The organism is Paraglaciecola sp. MB-3u-78, from assembly GCF_002835935.1.
In the GTDB taxonomy this organism is placed as follows: domain Bacteria; phylum Pseudomonadota; class Gammaproteobacteria; order Enterobacterales; family Alteromonadaceae; genus Paraglaciecola.
On record NZ_PJCF01000006.1, the window covers coordinates 66,236 to 88,348 of the forward strand.

17 protein-coding genes and 2 pseudogenes are annotated in these 22,113 nt (G+C 41.0%); 8 read left to right on the forward strand and 11 right to left on the reverse strand.

Annotated features, from left to right (window positions below; translation table 11 throughout):
* The first annotated feature begins 58 nt into the window (after nt 1-58).
* Nucleotides 59-913, forward strand: coding sequence for an HTH-type transcriptional activator IlvY (gene ilvY, locus CXF95_RS14450; protein ID WP_101199368.1), 855 nt, complete (start codon nt 59-61; stop codon nt 911-913).
* 75 nt (nt 914-988) lie between these two features.
* Here ilvY and CXF95_RS14455 read toward each other — a convergent pair whose 3' ends face one another.
* From CXF95_RS14455 to CXF95_RS14470, 4 genes are all read right to left on the reverse strand, one after another.
* Nucleotides 989-1,336: a Fic family protein gene (locus CXF95_RS14455; RefSeq protein WP_198556596.1), complete on the reverse strand. Its 348-nt coding sequence runs from the start codon at nt 1,334-1,336 to the stop codon at nt 989-991.
* Nucleotides 1,337-1,395: 59 nt separating this feature from the next.
* Entirely contained in the window at nt 1,396-2,883 is a 1,488-nt protein-coding gene (locus CXF95_RS14460; protein ID WP_232787859.1) for a S10 family peptidase, read from the reverse strand.
* Nucleotides 2,884-2,923: 40 nt separating this feature from the next.
* Entirely contained in the window at nt 2,924-4,345 is a 1,422-nt protein-coding gene (locus CXF95_RS14465) for an IS66 family transposase (protein ID WP_101197251.1), read from the reverse strand.
* 479 nt (nt 4,346-4,824) lie between these two features.
* Nucleotides 4,825-5,325, reverse strand: coding sequence for an ATP-binding protein (locus tag CXF95_RS14470; protein WP_255418932.1), 501 nt, complete (start codon nt 5,323-5,325; stop codon nt 4,825-4,827).
* 212 nt (nt 5,326-5,537) lie between these two features.
* Here CXF95_RS14470 and CXF95_RS14475 point away from each other — a divergent pair, with 212 nt between their 5' ends.
* Complete coding sequence (locus CXF95_RS14475) at nt 5,538-6,446, forward strand: inovirus-type Gp2 protein (RefSeq protein WP_101199370.1); 909 nt, start codon at nt 5,538-5,540, stop codon at nt 6,444-6,446.
* A 480-nt stretch (nt 6,447-6,926) separates the two neighbouring features.
* Complete coding sequence (locus CXF95_RS14480; protein WP_101199371.1) at nt 6,927-8,264, forward strand: zinc ribbon domain-containing protein; 1,338 nt, start codon at nt 6,927-6,929, stop codon at nt 8,262-8,264.
* A gap of 174 nt (nt 8,265-8,438) precedes the next feature.
* Here the strand turns inward: CXF95_RS14480 and CXF95_RS14485 are convergent, their stop codons facing one another.
* A complete protein-coding gene (locus CXF95_RS14485) occupies nt 8,439-8,618 on the reverse strand; it encodes a hypothetical protein (RefSeq protein ID WP_101199372.1) in 180 nt (59 codons plus the stop codon).
* 281 nt (nt 8,619-8,899) lie between these two features.
* On the opposite strand from CXF95_RS14485, the gene CXF95_RS14490 reads away from it, so the two are divergent.
* Complete coding sequence (locus tag CXF95_RS14490) at nt 8,900-9,457, forward strand: recombinase family protein (protein ID WP_101199373.1); 558 nt, start codon at nt 8,900-8,902, stop codon at nt 9,455-9,457.
* Nucleotides 9,458-10,109: 652 nt separating this feature from the next.
* On the opposite strand, the gene CXF95_RS14495 is transcribed toward CXF95_RS14490, so the two are convergent.
* From CXF95_RS14495 to CXF95_RS14510, 4 genes and pseudogenes are all read right to left on the reverse strand, one after another.
* On the reverse strand, nt 10,110-10,922 hold the full coding sequence (locus CXF95_RS14495) for a hypothetical protein (protein ID WP_101199374.1): 813 nt from the start codon (nt 10,920-10,922) through the stop codon (nt 10,110-10,112).
* Between the two features lie 333 nt (nt 10,923-11,255).
* On the reverse strand, nt 11,256-12,899 hold the full coding sequence (locus CXF95_RS14500; protein ID WP_101199375.1) for a recombinase family protein: 1,644 nt from the start codon (nt 12,897-12,899) through the stop codon (nt 11,256-11,258).
* 52 nt (nt 12,900-12,951) lie between these two features.
* A pseudogene (locus tag CXF95_RS14505) lies at nt 12,952-13,974 on the reverse strand (YifB family Mg chelatase-like AAA ATPase); the annotation flags it as partial.
* A gap of 63 nt (nt 13,975-14,037) precedes the next feature.
* On the reverse strand, nt 14,038-14,667 hold the full coding sequence (locus tag CXF95_RS14510) for a trimeric intracellular cation channel family protein (protein ID WP_101199376.1): 630 nt from the start codon (nt 14,665-14,667) through the stop codon (nt 14,038-14,040).
* Nucleotides 14,668-14,947: 280 nt separating this feature from the next.
* On the opposite strand from CXF95_RS14510, the pseudogene CXF95_RS14515 reads away from it, so the two are divergent.
* The 4 genes and pseudogenes from CXF95_RS14515 to CXF95_RS14530 all read left to right on the forward strand — a co-directional run.
* Nucleotides 14,948-15,989: pseudogene (locus CXF95_RS14515) on the forward strand (dihydroxy-acid dehydratase); the annotation flags it as partial.
* On the forward strand, nt 15,990-17,540 hold the full coding sequence (ilvA, locus tag CXF95_RS14520; RefSeq protein ID WP_101199377.1) for a threonine ammonia-lyase, biosynthetic: 1,551 nt from the start codon (nt 15,990-15,992) through the stop codon (nt 17,538-17,540). It abuts the pseudogene before it with no gap.
* A gap of 16 nt (nt 17,541-17,556) precedes the next feature.
* Nucleotides 17,557-18,477 carry a glutaminase gene (locus CXF95_RS14525; protein WP_101199378.1) on the forward strand — a complete coding sequence of 307 codons (921 nt, stop codon included), beginning with the start codon at nt 17,557-17,559 and terminating at the stop codon, nt 18,475-18,477.
* A gap of 135 nt (nt 18,478-18,612) precedes the next feature.
* Complete coding sequence (locus tag CXF95_RS14530) at nt 18,613-19,851, forward strand: leucine-rich repeat-containing protein kinase family protein (RefSeq protein ID WP_101199379.1); 1,239 nt, start codon at nt 18,613-18,615, stop codon at nt 19,849-19,851.
* Between the two features lie 97 nt (nt 19,852-19,948).
* Here the strand turns inward: CXF95_RS14530 and CXF95_RS14535 are convergent, their stop codons facing one another.
* Both CXF95_RS14535 and tsgA read right to left on the reverse strand, forming a co-directional pair.
* Nucleotides 19,949-20,905, reverse strand: a complete 957-nt coding sequence (locus CXF95_RS14535) for a nucleoside hydrolase (RefSeq protein WP_101199380.1) — start codon at nt 20,903-20,905, stop codon at nt 19,949-19,951.
* Nucleotides 20,902-22,113, reverse strand: coding sequence for an MFS transporter TsgA (gene tsgA, locus CXF95_RS14540; RefSeq protein ID WP_101199381.1), 1,212 nt, complete (start codon nt 22,111-22,113; stop codon nt 20,902-20,904). Before tsgA ends, CXF95_RS14535 begins: the two co-directional genes overlap by 4 nt.

The window sequence follows — 22,113 nt, forward strand, 5'->3', positions numbered from 1 at the left end:
TGATATATTTGCAATATAGTATTGCGTAATTCGGAACGTGGGTGAGGTTAGGACATTTATGGATATTCGAAGCTTAGAACTGTTTCAGCATTTAGCCAGCAATCTACATTTTGCTAAAACTGCAGAATCGATGTTTGTTAGCCCTTCTACCTTGAGCCGTTCCATTCAAAGGCTTGAAGATGAGTGCGGTACTACTTTGTTTGTGCGGGATAATCGTAAGGTTAAACTCACTGCTGCAGGTTCAAAACTTCTGGGATTTTCCCAACAAATTTTGACTGAGTGGAAAAAAGTAAAGTGGGAGCTGCAACATGAGCATCAGCAACTTCAAGGAGAACTCAGTCTTTTTTGTTCAGTCACCGCCAGCCAAAGTCATTTGCCTAGACTCTTAGATAACTTTAGGCACAAATATCCCCAAGTGGAAATAAAATTGAGTACTGGCGATCCCGCTTTGTCGGTCAGCAAAGTTATGCAGCAAGAGGTGGATGCGGCTATTGCTATTCACACGCCTGACTTTCCTGCAGAGCTAGAGTTCTTATCCCTAGGTGAAATTCCACTGTTGCTTATTGCGCCCAAAGACACCTTGTTAAATCGATTAGAACAAGTGGACTGGCGTCAACACTCTTTCATTTTGCCCGAGTCGGGCCCTTCCAAACGTATAGTGCATCATTGGTTTGCTGAACAAGGCATAAGGCCGCGTATCTATGCCACAGTGGCTGGAAATGAGGCCATAGTGAGTATGGTGGCGTTAGGCTGTGGTTTGGGCATAGTGCCCGAGGTGGTGCTTGATTATTCCACCATAGGTCAAAAAGTGAATCGTATTGCTTTGGATGATATTGAGCCTTATCAGTTGGGCTTGTGCTGTTTACAAAAAAGAGCCGATGAACCTGCTATTCAAGCTTTGTTTAATTGTTAAGTGCTATGTTCGTACTAACCGTTCCCGTCGGTGCTTCACTAAACTACTCTGTCGATAACTACTCATTGCGTTATTTTACCTTCCTCCGTCGATATCCAGTATGTGATAGTAACCTTTACGGTTTTGTTCGATAGCGCTACTGAGTGAATAAAAACGGACGCTACAGTTTTCGCTTTGTGCCAAAGCGCGATCAGTTAGAGCTCGTGCTATGCGGCCATTACCATCTTCAAAAGGATGCAGGGTGATAAACCACAAATGTGCGAAGGCCGCACGTATAATGCCTTGAGCAAGGGAATGTTCACTTTGTTCTGAGTCGGCGTTAAACCAAATAATAAAACGTGCAAGTTGCTGCTCTAAATCTGTCTCTGGAGGCGCTTCAAAATGCACAATTTCTCGGCCACTACTTTGTGACACCACTTGCATTGGCTGTCTAGCTAAATTAGGTGAAAAATCCCCGCAATCCATGGAACGCGGAGCTTAACTTAATTTTGACTAGTTTGTTGTTGTATAAATGCTCGGGTGTCTTTGAGTAAATCTACCCTTGCTGTCTCGTTCACATACATCGCATGACCACCGTGATAATAGTGGTATTGGATTTGCTCTGCCTTAATTCCATGACGGTTCAATGTATATTCAGCATCAAAAAAAGGCGTCACCAAATCATAATATCCCGAGGCAACCATCACTTTAAGTGCAGGGTTAATACGTAAAGCCTTTGATAAGTCATGAGCTGTATTGACGTAAGTTGGCTCCCAAGCTTTATTTTCTGGTGCGGTACGCCAACTCCATTGATCAGACAATTCATCATCTGCAGGTGCTAAATAAGTGCGATCCCAATTCACCCCTAAATCACTGCTAATATAACTCATCAGTGCCGAATTAAAGGCCGATTTAATAGCAAGACCTGCGTCATAATCGGACGTGGCTTTTAAATCGTCAACTTCATCAACAGTGTAACGTGCGTCTAACAATCCGATGGATAAGCCTTTATCCCGTAAAAGTTCTTTTGCAAAATGAAACCCTTGGATGCGTAATTGGGCCCTATCTATGTACGAAGGTGTCAGCCCCGTAAAATAGGCTAATCTATCGCGAATATGATTATGCGTTTTTGTGTCTATGGTGTTGCCTTTAAATAATGCAGGCATTAACTCATCAGTTGCAAATGTCCGTGCTTGTGCAAGAAAACTTTCTAAATTTTTAGGTTTTGGCTTGATTTTTCCATGATAAATTGCAGCCGCAGCCATTGTCGGCAAATAGGTAATATGGGAAATGATATTATCTTTTACGTAGGGAGTTGAGCCTTGATAATCCAAGGCTTGGGAGATAAAAACAATACCATTTAAGCTAATAGATAAATCTTTTTCTAAAATTTTAGCCACGGCTGCAGCACGAGTAGTTCCGTAACTTTCGCCCAATAAAAAACGCGGTGAATTCCAACGACCATTAGCTGTTATCCAAGTTCTGATGAATTCAGCCATCGAAGTGGCATCTTGTTGTAATCCCCAAAATTCCTTACTTTTATGCTCACCCAGTGCCCGAGAAAACCCAGTGCCAACGGGATCAATAAATACCAGGTCTGTAACATCGAGTATGGATTCAGATGTATCCAATATGGGATAAGGAGGCGTTCCCGGAAATTGTGCGTCACTAGGTACTTTGACTCTTTTTGGACCAAAAGCCCCCATATGTAACCATGTCGACGCTGAACCTGGGCCTCCATTCCAAATAAAAGTAACAGGACGAGACTGGCCCTTCTTTTCATTTTTGGTGTAGGCGAAGGTGAAAATACTGGCTGTTTCTTGGCCGTTTTTGTCCCTCAGATAAGTTTCCCCCGCAGTCACTGTATAATTAATGTTCTGACCGTTGAAGCGTCCTTTGTGCTCGCTTACAAATTGCTGAGCTTCAGGTATGGGGTTTGTTTCTGGTTTCGTTTCGGCATTGTCGGCGGCATAAGCAACACCACTAAACAAAATAATAATACCTAAAAAAATGCATGTAAAAAAAATGTAACTACTCAGCGGGTATAAAGATATTAGGCAGCATGCCATTTAATAATAACGTTAATGCCGTGGACCCACTGATCCCTTGTTTTTTGCAGCTCGACAGATAGCTACGTAATCCAAAAAACATTTTGGCTCCGTTAGCACTTCTAAAACATCCCGATATCTTTTGTTGAACCTTTGCCATCCTCAAATCATTTTCGCCCTGATTATTAGTGAATGGCACTGCCTCATCCGTCATGAATCTAAGTACATCGCTTTCATAGTTTTGTAATCGCTCAAGTAGGTTACGTGATTGAGTTCTTTTAGGCCGTCCTCGCTTACCTTTCACTGGTATCGGCGCAGGACTTTCTTTTTCTCCTGCCTTTAAAATCGCTTGATAGTGACGTCGCAAGGTGTCTTGTCTTTCAACACTGAGTAACCCGCCAGCCTTATCTACCTCTTGATTGAGCTTAACTAAAAACACCCGTATTTCCTCAGCCCAAGCTTGATTATCTTGCTCATACGCTCGAGTTAATTCTCGCAGGTGATGCGCATTGCATAATGAATGTAGGCACTCATAACGATAATAAGGTTTCCAATGGTCATGGCACATCACACCGTTGAACTGGGGTAATATGTCAATCTCATCCATGGCATCATGGCCTCGTTTTTCATGGGCTGATAAATACGTCCAATCCAGAGACGAAGCGTTATGTAGCCATTGTCTTTTTCCGTTGATATTGATGCCAGTTTCATCGGTATGTAATGTCTTTTCTTTTCTCAAGTTCGCTTTGATAATATCTAATGCTTGCGTCTCTTCCAGTTTGGTAAAAGCGGTATTGATAAAGTTGAAAAGACTGCCGCTGCTCAAAGGTATATTAAGCTGGTCAGTGAAATACTCACGAATGCGCTCATAAGGCAGTAATTGATATTGGGACAGGTAAACCGCATGAGCTTTTAACCCAATACCATATTGAATACGGCTATTAACGTCTTGGGGAAATGGGGCAACGAAGCGTTGACCTAACTCATTCTCAAGTATTTGTGCGCGATATTCAGTGACGACACGCTTAAACTCAATATCGACCACTTGCCGCACCTCTTCACCCATATCAGTATAGTTACCGGGCGGTAAAAGTGTGCTATCAACGATTAATTTATGTGTGATGTCAGGGTTGTCATCAAGTGGTAGCGTTGTGCCTTTATGCCCCTTTTGTCCACCTGATTTTTTAGTACTGTTGCCTTTTGAATTTTTCTTTCTATTTTGATCGGACGAGGGCGGTATACTGCTGTTATTACTGTTAAGCCCAAGCCGTTGACAGAGTAACGTGACAATAAGAAGCAATAAATCCATAGCAGTACGCATTGAAGGTGACAATGTATTGTCCGCTTCAATTTGTGCTTTAATGTTATTGATATTCGACTCAATATCAATGCCGCTTACTTTCATTTAGCCACGTAATTATCGAAATAAAACAGTATAATAACGCTTAGAAATGATCAAGCAAGTCGATCATTTTTTAATTTTTGATCGTTAAAAATAAACTAGATTATGTGCTGAGTAGTTACAAAAAAATTTTAAACTGCATGGTAGTGAACTCAATGGAGTAAGGTGGACAATTATAGTAGCACGTTGCAAATTTAATGAGGTCGTAGTCAATTTAAACCTTTAAACGAACAAGATCAGGAGCCTGATACTTAATGTGACAACGACATCGTTTATCCTATTTGGAGTTAACCGGAATAGGGATACTTGCTCAAAGGCTAGGTATTGTGATTCTTAGTTGGCAAAGCCGATGCTTTTGATTTTCTCTCTCCTTCGGCTGAATGCTCGCCGCTTATTTGTTAATTTTTGCAGAGTAATCGTCATACGAACGCTGCGCGGGATGACAATAAGCACAGCGCATATTCCTTTGCTTGTAAAAAACATCAAACATTAGATAACTGTGCCAACATTCGATCAAACGCACGATAATTAAGCGCCTCTGCCAAGTGTTTACGACTAATAGTAGGTGCCTGATCCAAATCAGCAATAGTCCGCGATACTTTCAATACTCTATGATAAGTACGCAGTGACAACCCTAGTTTTTCCACTGCTTGTTGCAAGAATAACTGATCTTCTTTGATTAAGACACATTGTACCTCAACCTCTTTGCTACCGAGTTGCGAATTGGTTTTACCGCAGCGATTTAGCTGTAATTGGTGGGCTTGAATAACTCTTTTACGCACCACTTGACTGCTTTCACCGCGACTTTTCACCTGTTCAGAAAAGTCATTGCTAGGTAGTTTTGGTACATCAACTTGCAAATCAATACGATCTAAAAATGGGCCAGAGATACGATTTAGATAGCGTAGAATTTGTTCGCAGCTGCTACGGCCATCATTTAAACTCCCCGTGGGACTGGGATTCATAGCCGCGACTAATTGAATGGAATCTGTTTAGTATGAATAATAAGAATGGGTTTATTACAATAAAGAGGTCAAAACAACTCTGCCATTATAAATGCTCGATAGGGCTTATCTGGTAAGCACCTGTATAAAGTTCTCTACTACATAATATCTTAGTAAATAGAGTCTCTATAAACAAAATAGGCTTTATTTCATGATAATATGTTTACTAAATTCATATTAAAAGGAATTGCATGAGTAAAAAATTCAGTAAAATAGCTAAGTTATCTGCGCCTGAGATAAGACTAACTAAGCCTCATGATTTTGATATCTCACATGAAGAAGAATATAAAGGTTTTAAAGTTACACTTCCTGATGAAGGTAGATTCAAACGCGATGGTATTTATATAGTTCAGATTATGGATAAGCTACTTAGCTTCTTGATGTGGTTATGCGCAAGGCACAACGAAGTTTTAATCATTAGATATGACTTGTATTTGAGTAACTCTAAAATAGAATTGAAGGACTTAAACACTGACCTATTTAAAAAGCTTAGGAAGGTTAAAAATCCAGATACTAAAGAACTTATCTTCCAAGACATTCAATATGTATGGGCTAGAGAGTTAGGCACCCACGAAGCCAATATGGGTATACATTATCACTTTACCTGTGGGTTCAGAATGCCTAATAGACTTAAGGTGAAGCAAATAACTGATAGATACCAAGAAATAGCAACTAAAGTATTAGAAGATAAAACTAAAGTTACTTTGTCTGATGAACTAAAGCCTTACATTAAAGTGAATGGTTATTTTCTATTAAAGCGAGAAATGTTATCTAAGGAAATGGCTGAACAGCAAGCTAAGGATATGGTTCAACAAATAGCGACTGGGGAAGGCTATAGGTACTTAAGAACCAACATTATTGAGACAAGGAAGAAAAATGAAGGCAAGCCTATTGGAGGCGTACTAGAAGAGTGTGTCTATGCTCTGAGCTATCTGGCCAAATACGTGACTAAAGACTATATGCGCAAAGGCCTTAAAGTATATGGCTCATCTAGCTTTAGGGATAAATCAAATATGCTCCCAACTAGAAAAGACCAGATAGACGAATTCACAGTGAAAATTGAGAAGCTCTTTTCAGAATATAATACAAAGCAAGAATGAGGGGGGGTCTAGGGTAACTCAAGTGCTTAACCACCTCTCGCATATACACTAAAAAAGTAAATTCTTTAAAAATACAATCAACAACAGTGTATCAATACCTAGCAATGCCCTTCAGAAGCCCTCAAAAGCCCGTGACAGCGTTATTAATCATAATACATGCCAATGCCTAGGTTTATAGTTAAAATTGCTTAGAGGCACTGTTAGTTGACTGTTAAGTTTTTTAATAAGCCCTGTTGAAATATACTTCCTCAATAGATTAAGCTTCAGTCAAGGTTTGGCCTTGCATCATCAAATTACTGCTAAATAACTAATCTAGCTATAGTGGCGTTAACAATCACAGTCACGCAAAGCGTTTATGCAAATCCAACTATAAGGCCAGTGAGAGTAGCGTAAATAAAGATAAGTCGAGCCGGATAAAAAACTATACAGTAGAAGTCAGTAAGGCTTTTGAGTTACACAATTAAAGAATAAGGAAATGACATGGCACTATTTGACTGCCCAGAATGCAATGCCAATATAAGCGATAAGGCCATAGCCTGCCCTAAGTGTGGCTGCCCAGTAGAGCAAAAAATCCAAAGGTTAGAGGATGCATTTACTAAGCCCGCTCTAGCCAAAAACCTAACTGTTGTAACGGCGCATTTCCAGAAAAGCTCACGCCCTTTAAATAATCAGGTGAATGGGTGCTTTATTGGTGAGGCGAATCCTGATATTTATGTTGAGGATGGGGATTTAAGCATTACTATGAATGAGCTGGGCCTAGTCATTAGTAGTGGCCCACTAATTGCTTATACAATCCACTTTTCGCAACTCGTAGACATTTCAATTGAGAATCAAAAATCAATTATTAATAAAGAGCGGGCGACTTTGGGGCGCGCAGCTATTGGTGGGGTGTTGTTTGCTGGAGTGGGTGCGATTGCAGATGCAGTTACAGGTCAAGGGCAGTTTAAGTCGAAACTCTATGATGGAGTGCTCATTTTAACTTACCTTGAACCCAGCGAAAATAAGTTGATACAGCTGATATTAGTGATTGAATTATCCACCAATAATGCAGTCATAGAGCTTATTAAGTCACTCCTTAACAAGTACCATACTGACAAACACCTAGCTCTTGACAAACACCAAGCTGCTGAGGAAAACGGGGCGCTTTGGTTTCAGTTTAAGGAAGATGCAAAGAGCACTAAGGAAGATGCAAAGGGTATCTTAGGCGCCATTTCGCCAGTCATGGCCTCTATTAAAGCTTACTTTAAAAAAATCCACGCCAATAAAAAAACAACAATTGAAAAAACTACTACTGACAAAAAATCCACAGATTTAGAATACTCGTGGCATATCGAGAAGGCCATAGATAAGCAATTACCACTACCAGTTGATAATAGTGCAGATGATAAGGCAGCCCTTGAAAGCAGTAGCGAGAGCAAGCTAAATATTTGGGGCGATATTAAGGCTCATCCTTTTGTTTGGGTTTTTGTTGTTGTTGTCTTCTTTGCTATATTTGGAGGTCAGTCTGGGTATGACGACCAAGACCTTTCCAGAAGCACTAAAATTGACTTATGTAAAAAGTACATAGCCTCAGAATTTGGAAGACCCCTATCTTCTATGCGTAGCGGCTCTGTAACTCAAGACTCCGGCTTCTTTGTCGAGATTAGTTATACGCGCCGAAGCGATAATTCCAACTGGAAGAATGTGTGTCACATATCCAATAACGAGATATTATGGGCGTCAGTTGACAGTTATGGCAATACGGGGCGGTGGAGATACGAGGACACTAAGAATCTAAAATACAAAAAGAATGGAGAGGACTTTACAGTTTCATTTTAACAATAAACTAAGGTGGTTAAGTCTGGCGTAATAATCGAAATGTATCAAAAACAACATAGAAATAGGCGCAGGAAGCCCTCAGAAGCCCGTGACAGCCTTATTATGCATAATACATACCAATCTTAGGTTTACAGTTAAAACCTCTTAGAGGCACTGTTAGTTGATTGTTAAGCTTCAGTCTATTCTATTGAATAACTCAACTATTGATTCTATTAACAAAGTTTGTTTATGGGTTAGATTAAGTAAATCCCCACCAGTATCAGAACTACACACTAGCTCTTCTATCTGCTTCTGAGCTAAATTAGCATCCTCTAACGCTAGCCGTATCACTTCCATCCCAATATTATTAGACATAATTAATTCCCTGTAATCACTGTAAGCACTGCTTGAAGTTTAGGTGCCTTATCTCGTATTTCCAATAAATAACATTCTGCCCTCATTCCTGCCTGTCAGGACTAGCCCAACCCTCTTGGCATAAAGTGTCAGATATTAACCATAAATACTAAGCATTTATCATGTGTACGTTCATAATATACATGGCAGATAAGGACATGCTCAAATATCCTTTGATATATGATTTGGACATGTTATATTAACCCTGTCCATAACTTTTAACTTTTGAGCGGGGGTGTAACATGGCGCTAGTCGGTTTTGCAAGGGTATCAACAAGAGAGCAGGATTTAGAAATACAGCTTGAAGCATTGAGCGCTATAGGTTGTGATAAAATCTTTCATGGTAAGCAGTCTGGTGTATCTAAGCAGAATACAATTAAGCTAGCTGAGCTGGTGGAGTATGTCAGAGCGGGGGATATAGTAGTAACAACTAAGCTAGACCGTCTAGGGCGCTCTCTCAAGGCTATATTAGAGGTCTTGCAGCAACTTAGGGATAAGGGTGTTCAGTTTAAAACGTTAGACAATGCCATCGACACCACTAATGAAAGTCCTTTTGCTCAAGCTCAAATTTCAATGATAGCTACATTTGCGCAGTTAGAGCGTGATTTGATAGCTCAGAGAACTGGAGAGGGAAGAGAAGCTGCTAAAGCTAATGGCGTAAAGTTTGGGCGTAAGTCAATATTGAGTGATGACAAGAAGCAAGAGATTAAAGGGAAGCTTAAGAAGGGCGCAACGGTTTACAGGTTGGCTATTGATTATGATGTTAGTAGGCAGACGATTATGAGGGTTAGGGATAATTAAGAGCTACTGTTTATAGATAGACCAGATATTTGAAATTTCTAAAAGGTTTGATATTTGGCACTGGGTTTGGTGTTAAGCGCTCATGTATGTAGCTGTAGGGATATAGTAATTTACTCACTCAATCACCATTTACACAAGTCTCATAGGCAGCTAAGTGCCAAAAGCCGTCATTCGCCATTGATTTTGTAATCACAATAAGTTTCAATAAAGCTGACTGTGAATTAACTGGCTTGCTAAATAGTTTCTACTTAAATTGACTGTATACAAAATCAGGTATAATGAAATTTATTGAATAATGTCTATTTCGCTTACTATTGTGTAATTTTGTCTGTTGTTTAGTATGCTGCAGTGGCTATTTTAAGAGGGTTGTATATGTCAGTATTATCTTGTCCAAAATGTGAAAGCTTAGCTAATGGAAGTCGGGGGTTCATAATGTGGTTTTTTGTGGTTGTGCTTTTCCCTATTGGTCTTTTGCTTTTGTTGTTAAAACCAAAATATACATGCACTAAATGTGGGTTTATGTTTAAACAGTAATGTTTGGTTTGAAGCATGTTATCGTTTGATAAAATAAAATCTATTACAGGCAATAATCACACAAGGCCTAGGAGCTGAGATTAAGAAAGAGTTGTTATTTGAATTTTTCGTTTTTCTTCTAATAGTGGAAAGTTTCGACAACACAATCTACTTCAGCATTCAAAGATGTTTGAGTCATAGTTTCAATGTCGTAGACCAATATTTTTGAGCGTCTACCTACATCAATGCGCGCTCCTATGTCGTCTCTCAAATTTACTCTTGTTTTAAATGCAGCCCAATTGTCTTTCATTCTTAGGGGGTCATGAAGATTTGCCGAACTGCTTATATCTTTACTCTCCGACAAGCAATCTTCAACCTGTTTTTTTAGCTCTGAAAGTGAGGCTGGTACTGAGCTCATGATAAAAAGCCCAGATTGCTTATTTGCTTTGAGTTCTAAGTCCAGTTTGACAGAAGCAATTAGGAACTTCACCTTAGGCAATAACAGGTCTATCGTTTCAGTTATATTAAGCAGCCTAGGCAAAGTATCGCTGCCTAATCCAGTGCCGCTCATCGTTAACAGGTTCTTTAGTCGCTCGTGACGATATGTGGTATTTTTTAGCATTGATTCAGCCTTTAGCGGATGGTCTGTGGTGATTGCCACACTCACGGCAGTGAAAACCCAGTTGTAAACTGATGCACAGTCCTCAAGAGTTTTGGTTTTAATGCCACTCCACTTCTTCTTTTCTCTCCAGCTCAAGTAAGTTGCGATTATTCCATAAGTCATTAAGGCATCTAAAAGCAGAGGTAAAGCATACTTAATTAGTAAACCAACGGTTGTCTCTGCTTCTTTACTGTCTGATACCCAACTTATCACCCAGAATGAGCTAATAAGCAGTCCCAAAAATAAGCCCATAAAAAGCGCAACTACTTCACTCTTGTTTATCCCTTTCATTTTATATTTTCCATAGTGTTACACCTCATGGCGAATAAAGTTTGCTCCGAATCATTGGCAGTAAATTCGCCACGCTCAAAGGTAGCACATTGACTTTAATTGGTAATTAAATAAAACCAGATATGATTACTTTCAAGCAGTCAGCTTCATGAATTGAAGTTACTTAAGCGTGAAGTGCTTATGTAGCAAAAAATAGGTGATATTGACTGCTACAAAAAGTGCTACACATTTTGCTCTCAAATGCCTTAGAGTAGCTGTCTAGCTAACAAATTGAATGAACAAGATTAGTTGGAGTAGGCTTATCGGCTGACTGCTGCTAGTTCCTTCTCTGAGTTACGCTCCGTCTAATCCTGATGGTGGGAGTTCACCTTCTTCGAGTAATTCGGCAGCAAAAAAGTCCTTCAAATTGCTTGAGAAGTCCTCCCAAGTCACGAAATCTAAACTGGTCTTTGCGCATAGACCGTCCCTATTTATTGCTATCTTTTCAATCCTCTTTTTTCCAGAGAATGACCTCTCAATAAAGTAGCATTTGTTTGAAGTTGACCTCTTTAATAGTTTTATAAAACAAGTCTCATCCTTTAAATTTGTAACTGACAATTCATCACCTAATACAATCATTTTGTAGCCTAACTTTATTAAGCTCTCCCGTCTGAGTGTCGGGTCCCTAACGACGGATTCGTACTTGCTTATCACTTCATCAACTCCATGCTCACTAGAGAGCTCCTCTTGCTTTAAAGATGCAATCTGCTGCTCTATACGACGTCTTTCAAGGCCGTATTCTCTGATAGAGTTTGTTATCTCAACTATTTCCAAGTCTTTACCTAAAGTCTCTGCTACTTTCTTTAATTTATTAATCTTCGGAGAAATCGCATCCAACTCATCTTTTAAATTGGTAATTTTAATTGTATTAGAGTGGAAGTCTTTTCTTGATGCTAGAGATAATATGTAGCTTGAATAGGTCTCTCTGTAAACAAAAGAAAGCACCTCGTATGGCCAAGTTTTATTATTGTCGCAGTAGATTTTACCCCTCTTAAGATAGGTGCTGCAGTTTGCGTATGTAATTGTATAGTCGTTGTGTTTCTTTCGTCTATAATGAAATCTACGACCGCATTTCCCGCAAATTAATATGCCAGATAAATCATAAGTTTTGGGTGGGCTTGGAGTCAGTTTTCTATGTTTGATTTCGCGTTGTAAAGTAAAGTATTCGTCATTACTTATTAGCGCTTCAAAAACATTGCTGATGGCGTGCTCCTTCGTATGCCACTCGCCAATAATAGCAGGGTTAGAGAACCATCGATTCAAAGTTGTTGGGTGTACGCCTTCTAAGTGTTTAAATTGTCTTTGAAGCTTTAAAATAATTGCTCTAGCACCTAAGCCATTTAGGTATTCTGCTATGCAAGCCTTAACCATAGTTGCATGTTCCGAGATTAGTTTTCCATCACTGGTTAGCCATACAGGGTTTAGTTTTTTAACAGGCCCACCAGCTAGGGCTATACTCCTCTTGTTTTTATGGGCTTCAATCAACCTGCCTGATAGTCTATTTGAGTATTCATATGCTTGTTGTACTTTCCCTGCCAAGATAAAAAGAGCAGAGCCGCCACCATTTAATGCTGCTGTTGAGTACTCCTGATTATCTTCTAATGTAACAATAATGATTCCTGCCTTACATATTGGTATTAAAAGTGTAATCATATCCATAGGAGGTAATCTGCCAAGTCTATCAATAGCCTCCACCAGTAAATAATCACCAGCTTGAATTTCCCCAGTTTCAATAGCTCTTAATATTGCGCCAAACCCTTGTTCCAAATGCTCGCCTTTATAACCACTTGCAGCTTTGTCTATCCTAGACAAGTGAGATTCTTCAATTTCAGGGTGGCCAACCAGCCATCTGTTAATTCTTTCTTGTTGGCGCTCTATTGTTGAGCCTTTTTCTTGGTGAGATGCTGAGAATCTCATGTAGCTTATCGCTTTAGACATATATAATTATTAGCTTTTACTAATTTATAAGTTATTCATACTATCATGATTGTATCTGAAATCTTGCAGGAAATTGTGCTTGCCTCGCGGCTCTGGAAATACTCACCGTGCCTGATTCTAAAGGCTCTCGCAATACATCCAATACTTTGCGGTCAAACTCCGGTAATTCGTCAAGAAATAGCACGCCATTGTGGGCCAGCGAAATTTCACCCGGCCTAGGTATGCTTCCCCCTCCAACTAAAGCTACCGCAGAACTGGTGTGGTGTGGATGGCGAAAAGCCCGTTGCTTCCAAGTGGCAGGGTCAACAGGTTTACCCACAATCGAATGAATCGCCGCTGAGGCTAAGGCTTCTTCATCTGTCATTGGAGGCAAAATCGTAATGAGGCGACTTGCCAACATAGTTTTACCTGTGCCAGGCGGGCCGGTAAATAACAAATTGTGTCCACCCGCGGCGGCAATCTCCAAGGCACGTTTGCCGGCTGCCTGACCAACCACGTCTTGCAGGTCATTTTCATAAGATGCTTGTTCTTCTAGGGATTGTGCTTGGTATAGATCAAGGACGCGTTGCCCGGCTATATGATGAAATACATCTAATAATTGGCTAGCAGGTAAAATTTTTGCATCTTTAATCAACGATGCCTCAGCCGCATTTTCGACGGGCAATATCGCTATACGATTGGCTTGTGAGCACGCGTAGGTAAAAGGTAAGGCACCAGTTATGGAGCGAATCTCTCCAGATAAAGCCAGCTCCCCCACTAGCTCGATATTGCCTAGCTGGTTGTCGGTTAGTTGGTTACTTGCTGCGATAATGCCTATGGCAATGGCTAAATCAAAACGCCCGCCTTCTTTGGGTAAGTCCGCAGGCGCTAAATTAACTGTGATACGTTTAGCGGGGAATTCAAAGCCAGAATTAATTAATGCACTGCGGACTCGGTCTTTTGCCTCTCGTACAGATGCTTCTGGCAACCCGACTAAGTTAAAGCAGGGTAGGCCGTTGGATAGGTGCACTTCAACGGTAATAAGGGGGGCGTCAATGCCTACGCTTGCTCTTGAATAAACAACGGCTAATGACATCAAGCAACTCCATTTGCGAACAGGGTGAGTCTTAAGGCTAGCTAATCATCATAAAATTGCGAGTTATTCATCCTTCACTGAATCGTGAGGGTTAAAGACAGGAAGATGCCAGTTCCACTTCATCGCGCAGAGACGACAGGCTAAGGTGATGCAGAAGGTTATTATCATGCAACTGACGGTACTCAAACCTAATTGAAAACCTAAGATGTAACTCGCCCCGCCTAAAACACAAGCGGTAGCATATAGTTCACCTTTTAAAACCATTGGAATTTCTCGGCAAATTACATCGCGGATCAATCCCCCAAAGACTGCTGTCATAGTGCCTAATGCAATCGCTACAAGAGGAGAGGCGCCGTAAGTCATTGCTTTTTGTAAGCCCATCACATTAAAAAACGCTAAACCAAAAGCATCGGCGAAAAACAGGTAACGCAGTGGGAACGTGTCTTTGCTACGTAACCATATGATTGTGGAAAAGGCTGCGAGGATAATCACATAGAAAAAACTAGGATCTTGTACCCAAAAAACCGGTAAGTCTAAAATCATATCCCTTAGGGTGCCACCGCCAATGGCAGTAACCGACGCAAGTACCACCACACCAAAGCCATCCATGTGTTTTTTATATGCCATCAGTGTACCTGCGATAGCAAACACCGCGACACCCGCTAAATCCACCCAATGTAACCAAGTTTCCATATTTTCCTAATGTGTAAGTTTGTTTATTTAAGAATGATAAAGTTAAAATGTATAGGTATATAACCCTCTAAAAAGGCATATAGCAATGCTTGATCAAAATATCAGCTTCATGCTATTTCTATATCCAGTGATGATAAATAAAATGTTTGATGTAATGCCCTATTCTTTTTGCGCAATGCAGTGACAACATCCCTAGTATAAAGGTATGTGATTATTTTATTGTGGGAATAGTGTTAACGTCTTGTAAGAATATTAGAATACACACCCCCTCGCACGAAAGTTCGAGGGGGTTTTTGTTAATGGCACTGCCATGGGTCACTCGACTAATACAATCTTGCATTTGTTGGCAGCAGCGGTTGAAGGAGATATACCTTTTACTTTGGATGATATTGATAGGTTGTCTCGTAATGTACCGCATCTATGTAAAGTCGTGCCTGCTACACCACAATATCATATGGAAGACATGCACCGAGCGGGTGGCGTGTTAGTTATTTTAGCTGAGATAAATCGAGCCGGACTGTTACATGCAGATTCGCCACACGTATTAGATAAAACCATAGGTGAAGTCATAGCACAGTGGGATATTACTAATCCTGCCAATGAGCACGCATTGCAATTTTATAAAGCAGGACCTGCTGGAATTCGCACCACTAAAGCTTTTAGCCAAAATTGTCGCTATCCTACAGCCGATACAGATCGTGAAAATGGTTGTATCCGAAATCGCGCCAATACATTCAGCGAAGAAGGCGGCCTAGCTGTGTTATTTGGCAATAATGCTTTAAATGGTTGTATTGTAAAAACCGCTGTGTGGACGAGTCTATCCATAAGTTTACTGGCAGAGCGCATATATTTGAAAGCCAAGATGAGGCAGTAAAAGCTATTTTGGCTGATAAAGTGGTCGCTGGCGACGTGGTTATCATTCGGTATGAAGGCCCAAAAGGTGGCCCTAGTATGCAAAAAATGTTATACCCCACCTATCTTAAAGCCAAAGGTTTAGGTAAAAAGTGCGCATTGATTACTGATGGTCGTTTTTCTGGTGGTACATCAGGTTTGTCTATCGGCGATTGTGCGCCAGAAACAGCCAGTGGCGGCATTGGTTTGGTTGAAGAAGGCGACATTATTATTATCGATATTTCAGCACGTAAAATTGATATTAGCGACCAAGCCTTACAAATACGCCGCGAAACAATGGATGTCAGTGAAAAACCATGGAAACTGTATCTCGTGTGCGTAAAGTCTCACTTGCCCTTAAAGCTTATGCCTTGTTAGCCACCAGTGCTGATAAAGGTGCGGTGCGTGATGCATCAAAATTGGAAGATTAAATGACCCGTTCAGCGAATGATTATCTAAAGAGAATATTGTTAGCGCCCGTTTATGACGTGGCGGTGAATTCTGATTTACAAAAACTAGATAAGCTTTCTGCTTCTTTAGGTAACGAAATTTGGTTAAAGCGAGAAGATCAACAGCCTGTTAAGTCTTTTAAATTGCGGGGCGCTTATAACAAAATATGCCAGCTTTCTGATGAACAATTGGCAAAAGGTTTGGTGGCTTCCTCTGCAGGTAACCACGCTCAAGGCGTGGCTTACTCGGCAAAAAAGAAAGGGGTCAAAGCTACGATTGTTATGCCCGCTACTGCACCGGATATTAAAGTCGAAGCGGTGCGCAATTTTGGTGGAGAGTTCGTGGATGTGGTATTGCATGGCACCAGTTTTGAACAAGCAAAAGAAGAAGCACTACGGCTGTCTAAAAAGCATGGTTACACTATGGTTGCTCCTTTCGATGATGAAGACGTCATCGTTGGTCAAGGAACCATAGCCCGTGAATTACTTGAACAAAATCCGGATTTAGATACCTTATTCATCGCCGTTGGTGGCGGGGGATTGATATCTGGCATTTCGGTATTTCTCAAACAGCTTAAGCCTGAATTGAAGATTATCGCCGTGGAGTCTGATGAGTCAGCGTGTTTACAAGCCGCTATGGAGGCAGGAAAACCTGTACCTCTTGATCATGTGGGCATTTTTGCTGATGGTGTTGCGGTAAAAATTATTGGTGAAGAACCTTTTCGTTTATGCCAAAAATATGTAGATGAAGTGATAACGGTCAACACTGATGAAATCTGTGCGGCGATCAAAGACATATTTGATGATACTCGCGTTATTGCGGAACCAGCAGGTGCCTTGTCGATTGCGGGTATACGTAAGTATCTCAGAAAAAATCCGATGCAAGGTAAAAAGTTTGGTGGCATTTTATGTGGTGCTAATATCAACTTCCATACATTGCGATATGTCTCTGAACGTTGCGAATTAGGTGAACAAAAAGAAGCCGTCATAGCCGTTAAAATTCCTGAGCATAAAGGCGCATTTAGAGCGTTTTGTGAGCTTTTGGGTGGGCGCGCTATTACCGAATTTAATTACCGTTATTCCACAGACCGTGAAGCTCATATTTTTGTTGGCATCAGGTTAAGAGAAGGTCGTCAAGAATTAGCAAAACTCACGGACTCACTTAGCAGCAATGGTTATAATAGTTTTGATTTATCCGAAAACGAAATGGCCAAGTTGCATGTGCGTTATATGGTCGGAGGCAGACCCCCTAGCCTTCTCAACGAAAAGTTATTTTCCTTTGAATTCCCAGAGTACCCCGGTGCACTGATGAAGTTTCTGGATACCTTGGGCGAAAGATGGAATATCACTTTATTCCACTATCGCAATCACGGTGCGGCTGAAGGTTTGGTATTGGCTGGTTTTGATATTATAGATGCTGAGCGTGGCGAATTTGATAAACACTTAGCTAAGTTAGGGTATTTATACCAAGAACAAACAGACAACCCTGCCTACAAGTTTTTCTTGTCTGATTTGAATGGTGTATTTGAGTAATAGGCGCTTGTTAAAGATGCAAAAAATAGTGGATGATATTGCGGCGCAGATGGCTTCAAGAACTGAAAAAGGCACTGTTGCTAGTTATATTCCTCAATTAGCATGTGTTAACCCCGACCAGTTTTCCATCAGTGTTGCTTTAGCCGATGGTTCGGTCTTTAGTGCTGGCTGCGCACAAACCTTATTCTCAATCCAGAGCATTTCAAAAGTCTTTACCTTGACTTTAGCCTTGGGAAAACTAGGTGAGCGAGTGTGGAATAGAGTGGGCCGAGAACCCTCAGGTGACCCGTTTAATTCTATTGTTCAGCTTGAACACGAGCAAGGAAAACCCCGCAACCCTTTTGTAAACGCTGGAGCTATTGCTATAGCCGATGCCATTATTCAAGGTCATCAGCCCAAAGAAATATTGGCTGAAATTCTTCAGTTTATGCGATTTTTAGCCAATGATGAAAGCATAGTCATAGATGAAAAAGTGGCTCGTTCAGAGGAACTGACTGGCGAGAGGAATGCATCTTTGGCGCATTTTATGGCATCCTTTGGGCATTTTGAAAACCCTGTAGATATTGTTTTGGGGACTTATTTCCATCATTGTTCTATCGCAATGAACACAGTTCAGTTGGCAACTGCGGGGCTGTTTTTAGCTAACAGCGGTGTCAATCCCATCACAGGTTATCGGGTTGTGTCATCAGATAGAGCAAAACGCATTAATTCTCTAATGTTGATGTGTGGCCATTATGATGGTTCAGGGGAATTTGCATATCGAGTCGGGTTACCGGGTAAAAGTGGTGTAGGTGGCGGCATACTCGCGATTGCGCCTTGCAATGCTTCAATCGCCGTATGGTCCCCAGGATTGGATACTATTGGCAATAGCAAACTTGGAACCGAAGCGCTGGAGTTACTCACTCAAAAAACGGACTGGTCGGTTTTTGGTAAATAGCTTAGGTTAAATACCAAATCTGGCAGATGAGGCAGTTTATTTGCTGGTTGTTTTAGCCTAGTCATTTCTATCTTTTAAAGCGTTTTTTAAGTAGCCTTACCCGGCTTGTTTTAGCCTTATTATGGACTCTCTATTTTGCATACACTTGCTCAGCTAAAGTCTGGCCAATTGACGGGTATTTCGCGCCTCACATTGTCAGAAAATTTAACCTCATTTCCAACTGAAATTTTATCACTAGCTGATACGTTAGAAATTCTAGATTTATCCAATAACCAACTATCCGCATTGCCTAATTCGTTAAAGCAGCTTAAAAAAATGAAGATTATTTTTGCCTCAAACAATCATTTTGAAACCTTGCCTGAGAGTCTGGGCCAATGTGAAAGTCTTGAGATGGTGGGTTTTAAGTCCAATAAAATCAAACATGTACCAGATGAATCTTTGCCTGCGAAGTTGCGCTGGTTAATTTTAACCGATAACCAGTTAACCCGATTACCCGACACCCTAGGTGAACGTCCAAGGTTACAAAAATTAGCCTTGGCGGGTAATCAACTTACGCAGTTACCAGCAAACTTAACACAATTGACTAACCTTGAACTGGTGCGTATTTCGGCCAATCAATTAACCGAATGTCCCGACCAGTTGTTGGTATTACCCAAACTCGCTTGGTTGGCGTTTTCTGGTAATCCGTTTAGTTGTAGTGACATAGATATTCAATCAGTCCCTGTTGTGCCTTTTTCAAGCTTTTCCTTACAAAACGTATTGGGGCAAGGGGCATCCGGTGTTATTTCAAAAGCGGTTTGGAATACAGCAACTGATGCTTTCCCGGATGAAATCGCCGTTAAAGTGTTCAAAGGCGAATTAACAAGTGACGGTTACCCAGAGGATGAACTGCAGGCGTGCTTAAAAGTCGGAGATCATGCAAGTTTAGTGAAGTCTTTAGCTCAGGTAAATGAACAAGACTGTTTAGCTTTAGTGATGCAACTTATTCCTGAACACTATAACAATCTTGGTTTGCCACCGGATTTTGATACTTGTACTCGCGATACATTTAAAGTGGGTTTCACATTGCCCATTGAGCAAATAAGCAAGGTAGTTAAACAAATGCAATCAGTTTTTGCCCACTTACATGAAAATCAGGTAAGCCACGGTGACTTGTATGCACATAATACTTTATTCGATCAAGATGCCAACATCATTTTCGGTGATTTTGGTGCGGCCACTATGTATCATATGTTAAATGAAACACAGCAGGCACAAGTTCAACAAATTGAGCATAGGGCGCTGAATTACTTTATCGAAGATTTATTGAGTGTTTGTGCTGAAGAAGATAAAACCAGTGATGAATATCAAACCCTAGTTGAGCGGATTAACTAAAAATATTCAGGATGGACTGGTTATTCATAGATACCCCAACTACTAGGCGCGGTATTCCCACTATTGATAAAATCGCAGTTTTTTGCCTTAAGTAAGCTCAAGAACACAGCGTATTATAATATAAATTCAACAAAGCTTGGCTGTCTACATCAACACATATTTGTTGTTTGGGTTGCTGCTGCCAGCCATCTACTGGAAAAGCTTTTTCGGTTGTTTTGCACAATGCCATACCAATGGCTGGGCCTTCGCATACTACCCGTATCGGCCCTTGTTTTACTTTAAATAGTTCTGGCGCTAATACATAGGCTACTGCCGATGAGTCGTGTACATAAAACCCATCTAACCCAGCGCTTTGTTTATGAAAGTCGCTGTAAAAGCGACTGATCTGATAGATAAATTCACCGTACTTAGCGGACTGTTCTCTGAGAGTTTGTATGTAGGCATTACTCATAATGCTTTGTTGGGTGACATCTAGCCCTACTACTGTGACTGGCCATTTTTGAGTAAATACAATATCGGCCGCATGAGGGTCGCCTATGATATTGGCTTCTGCATAGGGGCTAACGTTACCTGTGTGTCCGTTATGGCCAAAGGCGCCCCCCATCACGACTACTTCTTTCACTAAGTCTGCTATGTCGGGTGCTTTTTGTATGGCTAAGGCTAGATTAGTTAAGCGTCCTACTGCCACAAGTGTGACTTCGTTTGGGTTGTTACGTACAGTTTCGATTATAAAATCGCAGGCTGAGCGTGAGTCGGCTTTTATAGGCAATGTATCGGGTAAGTCGATATCCCCTAGACCGTTTTGGCCATGTACAAAAGTGGTTGGCTCACCAGCAGGAACCACTAATGGGGTGTCAGCTCCTACACAAACAGTTGTGGCAATTGCAAAGCGCTGTTTTAGATACAAGGCGTTGCGGGTGGCGTTTTCAATGCTGGCGTTGCCAAACACTGTGGTGATCCCTAATAGGTCTATTTTACCACTGGCATGGGCAAATAGTATGGCCATGGCGTCGTCGATACCCGGATCAGTATCAAAAATGACTTTGTTTTTCATAAGGTTTGTCCCTGTACTTCTATAGTTGAACGGGCTTTTTGTTCTAGCAGTAAACATGTGGATATTAAGATTGCCACTAGTACAAACCCAATCACTGTCATCAACATGGCACTACTCACACCAAAGTTTGCTACCACTAGGGCCGAGAGTGCCGGTGCCACTGTGCTACCCACAGTAGCTGAACACAGTAAAAAAGTGACTAATATGGGTGGGGCGTTTTTTATTTGCTGAGAGCCTACGGATATACCTAATTTAAAGATACAGGAGGTCATAAACCCTAAGCCTAAGGTAATAGTTAAAAACCAATCTGGATCTTCAGTGGCATACAACAAGCTAGCTAATATAATCGCGACGGCTATTACAGTAAGCAATAAAGGTCGAGTCGGCACTTTTATGACCAATAGGGTAACAATAAGCAAGCCAAATATAGATGGCCCCCAGTAGTTACCAACGGCGCCAGCGGCTTGGTTGGCATCTAGGTCAAGTGCTTGCTGTAAATAGCTTGGCGCCCAGATTAAAAATGTGGTTTGTGTGGTTAAGTAGCAACATAAGGCCAAGGCAACAATAAAGACTCTCGGGGTCCATATGTTGGCTTTAGGTGCCGATCCGTTTGACTGAGTTTCTTGTTTATCGGCTGTGCTTTGATCTGGAAATTTTAAGGTGAAGCAAGCTAATAATATGAGTATTGCCAATACCCCAACTGCTGCGTAGCTCACTGTCCACAGTTGGTTTGCTGACAGCAGCACAACCGCTAAAGATGGAAACACAAAACCCGCTAAACTAAAGGAGCAATCTGTGGCTAAGAATGCAGAAGCTCTTTTTTGTTCGTTGTATAAATTAGCAATTAATACTGCGCCGCCGGCTAGGCCTACACCGCAACATATGCCCAGTGTAAATAAGTAAAATGACACCACCCATTGTAAGCGACTATCTATTGTCACCATTAATATGAGTAACCCAATAAAAGCAAGATAATTCACCTGCAAAATCCGCTTTATAGGAAAACGTCCATACACCAACATGGCTATAAAGGTCCCAGCAAAGGTGCCGCCTGTTAGCAATGAAAACATTGAGGCTGCATGGGTAATACTTATTTCAAGGTAATCAGCTACAGGAGAAATCAATACGCCTATTTGCGTTAAAAGGCCCGACATTACCATGTAGGTCATAAAAGCCACTATAGTTAATAACGCTTTGTTCATCCCCAT